This is a genomic window from Allobosea sp. (genome assembly GCF_048595345.1).
Taxonomy (GTDB): domain Bacteria; phylum Pseudomonadota; class Alphaproteobacteria; order Rhizobiales; family Beijerinckiaceae; genus Allobosea.
On record NZ_JBMDWH010000227.1, the window covers coordinates 1 to 9,505 of the forward strand.

Annotated in this window: 11 protein-coding genes; 10 read left to right on the forward strand and 1 reads right to left on the reverse strand. The window is 68.2% G+C overall.

Features of this window, described 5'->3' with window-relative positions; all coding sequences use genetic code 11:
* Positions 1-111: 111 nt before the first annotated feature.
* Positions 112-2,037 (reverse strand): methyl-accepting chemotaxis protein, encoded by a 1,926-nt coding sequence (locus ACOJTB_RS19925; RefSeq protein WP_420104263.1) that lies wholly within the window; start codon positions 2,035-2,037, stop codon positions 112-114.
* A 228-nt stretch (positions 2,038-2,265) separates the two neighbouring features.
* On the opposite strand from ACOJTB_RS19925, the gene ACOJTB_RS19930 reads away from it, so the two are divergent.
* From ACOJTB_RS19930 to ACOJTB_RS19975, 10 genes are all read left to right on the forward strand, one after another.
* Entirely contained in the window at positions 2,266-2,547 is a 282-nt protein-coding gene (locus ACOJTB_RS19930; RefSeq protein ID WP_420104264.1) for an acyl carrier protein, read from the forward strand.
* 136 nt (positions 2,548-2,683) lie between these two features.
* The gene (locus ACOJTB_RS19935) at positions 2,684-3,148 is read left to right on the forward strand and encodes a 3-hydroxyacyl-ACP dehydratase FabZ family protein (RefSeq protein WP_420104265.1); all 465 of its coding nucleotides are present in this window, start codon (positions 2,684-2,686) and stop codon (positions 3,146-3,148) included.
* Entirely contained in the window at positions 3,145-4,278 is a 1,134-nt protein-coding gene (locus ACOJTB_RS19940; RefSeq protein ID WP_420104266.1) for a beta-ketoacyl-ACP synthase, read from the forward strand. The genes ACOJTB_RS19935 and ACOJTB_RS19940 overlap by 4 nt, the downstream gene beginning before the upstream one ends.
* 9 nt (positions 4,279-4,287) lie before the next feature.
* On the forward strand, positions 4,288-5,577 hold the full coding sequence (locus ACOJTB_RS19945; protein ID WP_420104267.1) for a beta-ketoacyl-ACP synthase: 1,290 nt from the start codon (positions 4,288-4,290) through the stop codon (positions 5,575-5,577).
* Complete coding sequence (locus ACOJTB_RS19950; RefSeq protein ID WP_420104268.1) at positions 5,574-6,320, forward strand: SDR family oxidoreductase; 747 nt, start codon at positions 5,574-5,576, stop codon at positions 6,318-6,320. The genes ACOJTB_RS19945 and ACOJTB_RS19950 overlap by 4 nt, the downstream gene beginning before the upstream one ends.
* A gap of 56 nt (positions 6,321-6,376) precedes the next feature.
* Positions 6,377-6,610, forward strand: coding sequence for a CopG family ribbon-helix-helix protein (locus tag ACOJTB_RS19955; protein WP_420104269.1), 234 nt, complete (start codon positions 6,377-6,379; stop codon positions 6,608-6,610).
* A gap of 6 nt (positions 6,611-6,616) precedes the next feature.
* The gene (locus ACOJTB_RS19960; protein WP_420104270.1) at positions 6,617-6,901 is read left to right on the forward strand and encodes a type II toxin-antitoxin system RelE/ParE family toxin; all 285 of its coding nucleotides are present in this window, start codon (positions 6,617-6,619) and stop codon (positions 6,899-6,901) included.
* A gap of 16 nt (positions 6,902-6,917) precedes the next feature.
* Positions 6,918-7,940: a zinc-binding dehydrogenase gene (locus tag ACOJTB_RS19965; RefSeq protein ID WP_420104271.1), complete on the forward strand. Its 1,023-nt coding sequence runs from the start codon at positions 6,918-6,920 to the stop codon at positions 7,938-7,940.
* Positions 7,941-8,043: 103 nt separating this feature from the next.
* On the forward strand, positions 8,044-9,024 hold the full coding sequence (locus ACOJTB_RS19970; RefSeq protein ID WP_420104272.1) for a lipid A biosynthesis lauroyl acyltransferase: 981 nt from the start codon (positions 8,044-8,046) through the stop codon (positions 9,022-9,024).
* Positions 9,025-9,092: 68 nt separating this feature from the next.
* The coding region (locus tag ACOJTB_RS19975) for a DUF1223 domain-containing protein (protein WP_420104273.1) at positions 9,093-9,505 on the forward strand (413 nt) is incomplete at its 3' end.

The following is a 9,505-nucleotide window of genomic DNA, read 5'->3' on the forward strand; positions in this document are numbered from 1 at the left end:
ACGTGCTGCGCGGCCTCGCCGCCTGACACGCCGATCCCGCCGAAACGACGAAGGGCCGCGCCTCGCGCGGCCCTTTTCATGAAGCGACGACAGAGGGCGCGGCGAAATCCGTCAGCCGGCGAGCCTCATCGGCACCGGGGCACCCGCGCCCCGCCCGTCCTGCGCCGTGCGGAAGCTCGCGACGAAGGAGCGGAGATTGTCGATCCGCTCGACGAGGATCAGCGCCGCCGCCGCGCTCTGCTCGGCCAGCGCCGCGTTCTGCTGGGTCATCCCGTCCATATGCGCGACGGTCTGGCTCATCTCGTCGATGCCGTTGGCCTGCTCGCCGGACGCGGTCGAGATCTCGGCCACGGTCGTGGCGACGCGCTGCGAGCTCTCCACGATCTCGCCGAGCACGGTGCCGGCACGGCGCACCAGCGTGACGCCGTCCGCGACCTCGATCGTCGAGGCCTCGATCAACCCTGAAATATCGCGGGCCGCATCGGCCGATTGCTGCGCAAGCGTCCTGACTTCCGAGGCGACGACCGCGAAGCCCTTGCCGGCATCACCCGCACGGGCCGCTTCCACCGCCGCGTTGAGCGCGAGCAGATTGGTCTGGAAAGCGATATTGTCGATCACCGAGATGATGTCGGTGATCTTGCGGCTGGCCTGCTCGATCCGCTCCATGGCCGCGATCGCGTCGGTGACCACCGCCCCGCCATTGCGGGCGTTCGAGATCGCCTCTTCCGCGAGGATGACGGCCTGGCGCGAGGACTGCGCCGCAGCCTTCACCGACGCCGCCAGCTCCTCCGCCGTCGCGGCCGTCTGCTCGAGCGAGGACGCCTGGTCTTCCGTCCGCTGCGAGAGATTGGCGGCGCCGAGCTTGATCTCGCCGGCCGAGAGAGTGACCTCGTCCGTCGTGTCCTTGATCGCGGTCACGGTCTGGGAAAGCCGCTCGACCATCGCGTTGATCGCCGCGCTGAGCTCGCCGAGCCTGCCGGAATACCCCGTCTCCGCCTTGCGCGTGAGATCCCCGGCGGCGATGGCGCCGACGACCTCGGCATATTTCGTCGTGGCCTCGTCGATGACGCTGTTGATCCTGTTGATGCCTTCGACCAGCTCCGCCAGATCGGCGGCCTGCGGGCGGGCCGTGACACGGCGGCTGAAATCGCCGCGCGCGGCGGCCTCGACCACCCCGGCGATCTCGCGGGTGGTCTGCTCGGTCGCGCTGCGGTGAGCTTCCGATGCGGCAAGGTCGCTCATCGCCCTGTGCCGGTCCGCGACCGCCCTCTCGCTCAGGGTTCCCTGGAACTGCGCGATGGCGCGGGCCATGTCGCCGATCTCGTCGGGCCGTTCGCGATGCGGGATCGCGACGGTCTCGGCCCCCGCGGTGAGTGCGTTCATGCTGGCGACGATGCCGGAGATCGGCTTCACCACGCTGCGCAGCACGATGAGGAAGAAGCCCGCGTAGAGGGCCAGCGCCGCCAGCAGGCTCGTGATGGCGGCGATCGTAGCCAGCCGGCGGGCCGAGCCGGCGCTCTCCTGCGCCTCCTGGGCCTCCGCTTCCAGCGCGTCTCCCGCCTGCTTCATCGAGACTTCGAGATCCTTGAACCGCATGTCGAAGACGGTCATCTCGGCCCGCGCGGCGTTGCGATCGCGAAAGGCGAGACCCACGATCCGCTGGGCCTGCGAGATATAGTCGTCCAGCGGCCGGTCGAGCGCCGCCAGCCTGGCCCGCGCCTCGTCTGAGGCGACGATGGTCTTCGTCGCCACGATCCGCTCGCGGAACTCCTTGGCATGGTCCTCGACCTGGGCGACCGTCTCGGCGGCGTCCTGCTTGTCTTCCGAGCGCAGCAGTGCGGCATAAACATCGGCCCGCAGCCCGTCATGGAGCATGTCGCCGATCGTGTGGTTGCGAATGGCCGATGCGGATGCGCTGAGCGAATCGATGGTCCCCCCGAGCGAGGCGGAGGTTCGAAAACCGATGGCTGCCGTCGCGGCCATCACCAGCGCCATCACCGCACAAAGGAGCGCGATACGATTCTTGAGAGACGACATCGTGCTTTCGCTCGCAGAGATTGCTCAGCCGCAAGTATGCGTGTGAATGGTTAATGATCTCATTGCTCGCACCCGGCGTTGCGACAGGGGCGCCGTGGTTGTCCTCCGGCGCCACGCGGTGTAAGGGGGCGCTACAGTCATCCACGGCGGAGGCTTGGGGCAGGCGCTGGACGAAACGTCCGGCGCCCGGATGTCGCCCGCCGCAATCTCAAAGACGGGAGCACCCGCATGTCCGCCACGTTCGAGACGGTCGCCGGCATCATTTCGGAAACCTGCGACATTCCGCGCGAGAAGATCACGCCCCAAAGCCACGCCATCGACGATCTCGGCATCGACTCGCTGGCCTTCCTCGACATCGCCTTCGCGATCGACAAGGCCTTCGGCATCAAGCTTCCGCTCGAGCAGTGGACGCAGGAGGTCAACGAGGGCAAGGCCCCGGCCGAGCAGTATTTCGTGCTCGAAAACCTCTGCAAGCGCATCGACGAGCTGGTCGCCGCCAAGAAGGCGTGACCGGCCGCGGCCCCTGCCGAGCGCCCGCCGGACTTGAGCCGGCGCGCTGCTGCCGATAGAGCATGAGCCCGCGCCACGGATCGATCATCCGGGCCGCGGGCTCTCGCCGTTCCGGCGCTTCTGGATCAAGGTTCGCATGCGTCTCGAATATTTCGACATGATCGACACGGTCGTGACCTTCGATCCGTCGCAGAAGCTGATCGCGACGCGCTCGACCGTTCCCGATGCGAGCCCGGTCTTCGAGGGGCATTTCCCCGGCCACCCCCTGGTGCCGGGCGTGCTCCTCACCGAAACGATGGCGCAGGCCTCGGGCTATCTCCTGCTCGGCCTGAACGGGCTCTCGCAGATGCCGTTCCTGATGACGGTCGACAAGGCGCGTTTCCGCAGCTTCGTCGAGCCTGGCATGGTTCTGGACGCCGAGGCGAGCCTCGTCATCGAGGGATCCGGATACGCCGCGACCAAGGCGAAGCTGTCGAGCGGTGGCAAGCCGATCTGCGATGCCGAGCTGCGCTTTCGCCTGATGCCCGTCCCCGCCGACATGCGCGCTCTGATGCAGAGCCGCATCGAAGCGATCGGCCTGACGCCGGAGCCTGCTCCATGACCATCCCCCGCGACGTCGTCGTCACCGGTATCGGCATCGTCTCCTCCCTCGGCGAGGGCATCGAGACCCATGCGGCGGCGCTCGCCACCGGCGCCGCTCCGGTCGTGAACACCGAGAGCTTCGCGCCCTATCCGGTCCATCCGCTGCCGGCGCTCGAGCTTGACCGCCAGATCCCGAAGAAGTCCGACCAGCGTCAGATGGAGCCCTGGCAGCGCCTGGGCGTCTATGCCGCCGGCCTCGCGCTGGACTCCGCCGGCATCAAGGAGGATGCCGAAGCCAAGAGCACGTTGCAGGTCATCGTCGCCGCCGGCGGCGGCGAGCGCGACCATGGCGTCGATGCCGCCATCCTCACCGGCTTGCGCGGCGCCAACGACTCCGGCGCCTATCTGAACGAGCGGCTGATGGGCGATCTGCGCCCCACCCTGTTCCTGGCTCAGCTCTCCAACCTGCTGGCCGGCAATATCGGCATCGTCCACGGCATCACCGGCCCCTCGCGCACCTTCATGGGCGAGGAGCAGGCCGGGGTCGACGCGATCCGCATCGCCCAGGCGCGCATCGCCGCCGGCCAGTCCGATCAGATGCTGGTCGGCGGGGCCTATAATGCCGAGCGGCGCGACATGCTGCTGCTCCTGGAGCTCGGAGGCTTCCTGCGGAAGGGCGATTTCGCCCCCGTCTTCGACCGCGAAGGCTCCCCCGGTGCCATCACCGGCAGCGCCGGCGCCTTCCTGGTTCTTGAATCGGCCGAGCGCGCTGCCGCGCGCGGAGCAAAGGTCCGTGCGAAACTCGCCAGGGTCGGCGCCAGCCACGGCCGGCGCGCCGCCGGCAGCGTCGAGAGCGCCTTGAAGCAGTTGCTCCAGGACGACACCACGTCCCACGCGGATTTGGCCATATCGGCCGCCACCGGCTGTGCCGGCATGACGGCGGAAGAATCGGCGGCTCTTTCGGCGGCGGCACCACAGGCGAAGCGCATCGCGGCCGGCGATCTGGTCGGCCATGCCCTTGAAGCCGCCTTCCCCGTCGCGGTGGCGCTGGCCGCCATCGCCGTCTCGCAAGGACAGGCGAAGGACGCCCTCGTGACGGGGGCCGGGCACTGGCGCGGCGAAGGCGCCGCCCGGCTGGTTCAGGCGTGAGGTGAAACCATGACCACGCAGACCAAGCATCGCGACGCCAGGGGCCGCCCGCTCGTCGCCGTCACCGGCCTCGGCATCGTCACCTCCCTCGGCCAGGGCAAGGACACCAACTGGCAGGCCCTGACCTCCGGCCGGTCCGGCATCCACGCGATCGGGCGCTTCCCGACGGAGGGGCTGCGCACCACGATCGGCGGCACGGTCGATTTCCTGTTCGACGGCTCCTTCACCGCCCCGCAGCTGTCCGAAAAGCTCGCGACGCTGGCGGCCGAGGAGGCCATCGGCCAGAGCGGTCTCGGTCAGGTCGGCGCCTTCCCGGGCGAACTCTTCATGGCCGTGCCCCCGGTCGAGATGGAATGGCCGCAGAAGCAGGAACTGGCGGCGACCTTCGAAGGCGAGGTCGACTATGACGGCCTGCTCCGGGCCGCCGCGACGAAGAAATTCGCGGCGATGCACGAGATGTTCCTGTTCGGCACCGTCGCCGACCACATCTCCGAGCGTTTCGGCACGCAGGGCTCGCCGATCTCGCTCTCGACCGCCTGCTCCTCGGGCGCCACCGCGATCCAGATGGGCGTCGAGGCGATCAGGCGCGGCGAGACGCAGGCGGCCCTGTGCATCGGCACCGACGGCTCGATCCATGCCGAGGCGTTGATCCGCTTCTCGCTGCTTTCCGCGCTCTCCACCCAGAACGATCCGCCGGAAGCGGCCGCCAAGCCCTTCTCCAAGAACCGCGATGGTTTCGTCATGGGCGAGGGGGCCGGCGCGCTGGTGCTGGAGGATTACGACCATGCGCTGGCGCGCGGCGCGGCCATCCTCGGCATCGTCGCCGGCTGCGGCGAGCGCGGTGACGGCTTCCATCGTACGCGCTCCAGCCCGGACGGCAAGCCCGCCATCCTCGCCATGCAGGATGCGCTGGCCGATGCCGGGCTGGCGCCTGACGATGTCGACTACATCAACGCCCACGGCACCTCGACGCCGGAGAACGACAAGATGGAGGCGATGAGCTGCGCCGCCGTCTTCGGCGAGCGAATGGCGCGCCTGCCGATCTCCTCCAACAAGTCGATGATCGGCCATACGCTGACGGCGGCCGGCGCGGTCGAGGCGGTGATCTCCTTCCTGACGATCGTCAACGGCACCATTCCGCCGACGATCAACTACACGAACCCCGACCCGGCGATCGCGCTCGACGTGGTGCCGAACGAGGCCCGCCGGGCCGCCGTGAAGACGGTTCTCTCCAATTCCTTCGGCTTCGGCGGGCAGAACACCTGCCTCGTCCTGACCGCGCCTCCGGAGGCCGCATGACCACGGTTCTGGTGACGGGCGGCGCCAAGGGAGTCGGCGCCGCGATCGTGCGCGCCCTCGCCGCGGCGGGGCACGATGTCGACTTCACCATCCGCAGCTCGGTCGATCAGGGCCAGGCCCTTGCGGCTGAGATCGCCGCCGCGCATCCCGAGCGCGCCATCCGCGCGCTGCCGCTCGACCTCTCCGACCGGGCGGCGCTCGACGCCTTCTGCGAGGCGCGCGAGGACACGACCTATTTCGGGCTCATTCACAATGCCGGCCAGCCCTATGACGCGCTCGCCGCCATGCTCGACCAGGACAAGGCCGAGGCGGCGATGCAGGTCAATTTCTGGGTCTTCACGCGCTTGGCCAAATGCCTGATGCGCAACATGATCCGCGCGCGGGCGGGCCGCATCGTCGCCATCGGCTCCGTCGCCGCCCTGCGCGGCAATGCCGGCAACGCCGCCTATGCCGCCACCAAGGGAGCCCTGATCTCCTACGCCAAGACGCTCGCCGTCGAGACCGGCAAGCGTGGCCTCACCGTCAACGTCATCGCGCCCGGATTCGTCGACACCGACATGATGGCGCCCTATGCCGCCTATCGCGACAAGATGCAGGCGCAGATCCCGGCTGGCCGCTTCGCCAGGCCGGAGGAGGTCGCCGGCCTCGCCGCCTTTCTCATGAGCGAGCCGGCGGCCTATATCAGCGGCACCGTCCTGCCGGTCGACGGCGGCCTTACGGCGCAGCTCGGCGTCCATCGCTGACATCGACCGGATCGGACTGCAGTGTTATGGTTCGCTTCGAACCGGAGTGAACCGCCATGACTGCAGCCTTCACCATCCGCCTCGACGACGAACTGATGAGCAAGCTCGACGCGCTCGCCGCCGACACCGATCGCTCCCGCAGCTGGATCGCGGCCAAGGCGATCCAGGATTACGTCGAGCTCAACGCCTGGCAGATCCAGCGGATCAACGAGGGCATCGCCGAGGCCGATCGAGGCGAATTCGCAAGCGACGCCGAAGTGGAAGCGGTCTTCGCCAAATATCGGGCTTGATCTGGCGTGAGGATCATCTGGACGCGGCGTGCCTTGCGCGAAATCGACGAGGCTTTTGCCTATGTCTCTCGTGACAGCCGCGCGGCTGCCTCGGCTTTGGTCGCGATGATCGAAAGCCGCGCGGCGGTGCTGGCCGAACATCCCGAAATAGGGCGGCCCGGGCGTGAGCACGGAACGCGCGAACTCGTTCTGGCCGGCGCGCCTTATATTTTGCCTTACCGTGTCCGCGACGGACGCATCGAAATCCTCGCGGTACTTCATACCTCCCGGTCGTATCCGAACACGTTTTGAAAGAAGCCGAACCCGCATGCGCTCCCTCCAGCTCCACGGCGACCGCGACCTCCGTCTCGAGGAGATCGACCCTCCGCCGCCCCCGGCCCCCGGCGAGGTGCAGATCCGCATCAAGGCGGTCGGCTTGAACTATCTCGACCTGTGGGGCTTCCGCGGCATGGCCTTCGCCAAGCGCAAGATGCCGCAGGCGGCGGGCGTCGAGGCGGCAGGCGAGATCGTCTGCGTCGGCGAGGGCGTCGAGGGCTTCGCCCCCGGCGACGTGGTCACCGCCTATGGCGCCGAGACCTGCGGCCACTGCAAGGCCTGTCGGGACGGCCGTGACAATCTCTGCGAGAACGTCGCCGGCATCATGGGTTTCCACATCGACGGCTTCGCGCGCGAAGTGCTGAACCGCCCGGCCCGCCTCACCATCAAGGCGCCTAAGGGCGTCTCCTTCGAGGACGCCGCCTGCGCGCCGATCGGCTTCGGCACGGTGCAGCACATGCTGTTCGACAATGCGAAGCTGGAACCGGGCGAGTCGGTCCTCGTCCATGCCGGCGGGTCGGGAATCGGCACCGCTGCGATCCTGATGGCCAAGGCGATCGGCTGCACGGTCTTCACCACCGTCGGCGACGACGAGAAGGGCGCGAAGGCCAAGGCGCTAGGTGCCGACCATGTCATCAATTATCGCGAGGACCGGTTCGAAGGCGTCGTGCGCAAGCTCACCGGCCGCAAAGGCGTCGATGTCGTCTTCGAGCATGTCGGCGCCGACACCTGGAACGGCTCGCTGCTCTGCCTGAAGCGCGGCGGAAGGCTCGTCACCTGCGGCGCGACCTCGGGCCCCTCGGCCTCGATCAACCTGATGCAGCTCTTCCAGCAGCAATACCGCATCACCGGTTCCTTCGGCTGCCGGATCGAGAACATCGCGCAATCGCTCGGGAAGATGGCCGGCGGCATGAAGCCGGTGATCGATTCGGTGTTTCCGCTGGCCGAATTCGAAAAGGGGCTCGCGCGCATCGAGGGCCGGAAGGTCTTCGGCAAGGTCGTGATCGCCTTCTGATCTCGCCCGCGAGACTTGACGCGCGCCGCATCCTGCCCCAGATCGCCCGCTTCGGGCCCGGACTTGCGGCCGAAACGGGCGAGACGGGGCTGACCAGACGGTGTTGAAACAGGGCAAGGCTATCGCCGCGCGCATCGGCGCGGCGATCACGATCGGTGCGATCCGCGCTCTGTTCGCCTTTCTGCGCCTGCTAGGGCCCGAGCGCTCCAGCGATCTCGGCGGCTGGCTGCTCGCGACGGCGAGCCCGCTCATTCCCGTCAACCACGTGGCGCTGGCCAATATCCGCGCGACCTTTCCCGACATGCCCGACGCCGAGGTGAAGCGCATCGCGCGCGCGGCCTGGGAGAATCTCGGGCGCGTCGCGGCCGAATATGCTCATCTGAAGACGCTGTTCGACTATGATTACCAGAACCCCGAGCGGCCCTCCCGGGTCGAGGTCGCGGGCATCGAACACTTCATCGCGCTGAAGGATGATGACCGGCCGGGGCTGATCTTCTCCGCCCATCTCGCCAATTGGGAGCTGCCGGCGATCTGTGCGCAGACCTATGATCTCGAGACCACGGCGGTGTTCCGCGCGCCGAACACCCCGGCCGTCGCCGCCATCGTCCACGAGATCCGCTCCGGCGCCATGGGCGGGCTGGCCGCCGCGAAGCAGGGCGCGGCCTTCGCCATGCAGGGTGTGCTGGAGAAGGGCGGCCATCTCGGCATGCTGATCGACCAGCATTTCACCCGCGGCGTGGTCGTGCCCTTCCTCGGCCGGCCGGCCCTGACCAACCCGATCCTCGGAAAATTCGCCAGGCGCTTCGAATGCCCCGTCCATGGCGTGCGCGTGGTGCGCCTGCCCGACCATCGCTTCCGCATCGAGCTGACGCCGCCGCTGGAGCTGCCGCGCGACGCGGCCGGCGAGATCGACGTGCAGGGCGCCATGGCGATGATGACGGCCGTCGTCGAGGGCTGGGTGCGCGAGCATCCCGAGCAATGGCTCTGGATGCATCGGCGCTGGCGGCCCAATATGATTGCAGCCGGGATGCTCGCCTCGTTCGATCACAGCCGCGCGATGGTCCCTGTCTTCAAGGCAACGTGATTTCCATATCGGGATCGGCGGGGGCTTTGGTAACCTCGAACCAACCGATCCCGCGTCAGAGTGGAGCCATGAAACCCGGTCGCCGCCCCCTCGCCCTCGCTGCTGCGCTCATCGCCCTGGGCGCCCTCGCTGCGCGGGCGCAATCGCCTGGGGAGCCCCGCGCGGTCGTCGAGCTCTTCACCAGCCAGGGCTGCTCGTCCTGCCCGCCGGCCGATGCGCTGGTGCTGGACCTGGCGAAGAACCCGGCCCTCATCGCGATCACCCTACCGGTGACCTATTGGGACTATCTCGGCTGGAAGGATACGCTCGGCAAGGACGCCTTCGCCAAGCGGCAGAAATTCTACGCCAAGGCGCGCGGCGACGGGCAGGTCTACACCCCGCAGATCGTCGTCAACGGCACCGCCCATCTTGTCGGCTCCGACAAGGAGGAGGTCGAAAAGGCGGTGCGCCAGCTGCCGGCTTCCGGCTTCGAGGCCCGCAT

Bases quoted from the DNA above. Each gene is read 5' to 3' on its own strand.
- ACOJTB_RS19925 (WP_420104263.1), bottom strand. From the start codon at position 2,037: ATGTCGTCTCTCAAGAATCGTATCGCGCTCCTTTGTGCGGTGATGGCG.
- ACOJTB_RS19930 (WP_420104264.1), top strand. From the start codon at position 2,266: ATGTCCGCCACGTTCGAGACGGTCGCCGGCATCATTTCGGAAACCTGC.
- ACOJTB_RS19935 (WP_420104265.1), top strand. From the start codon at position 2,684: ATGCGTCTCGAATATTTCGACATGATCGACACGGTCGTGACCTTCGAT.
- ACOJTB_RS19940 (WP_420104266.1), top strand. From the start codon at position 3,145: ATGACCATCCCCCGCGACGTCGTCGTCACCGGTATCGGCATCGTCTCC.
- ACOJTB_RS19945 (WP_420104267.1), top strand. From the start codon at position 4,288: ATGACCACGCAGACCAAGCATCGCGACGCCAGGGGCCGCCCGCTCGTC.
- ACOJTB_RS19950 (WP_420104268.1), top strand. From the start codon at position 5,574: ATGACCACGGTTCTGGTGACGGGCGGCGCCAAGGGAGTCGGCGCCGCG.
- ACOJTB_RS19955 (WP_420104269.1), top strand. From the start codon at position 6,377: ATGACTGCAGCCTTCACCATCCGCCTCGACGACGAACTGATGAGCAAG.
- ACOJTB_RS19965 (WP_420104271.1), top strand. From the start codon at position 6,918: ATGCGCTCCCTCCAGCTCCACGGCGACCGCGACCTCCGTCTCGAGGAG.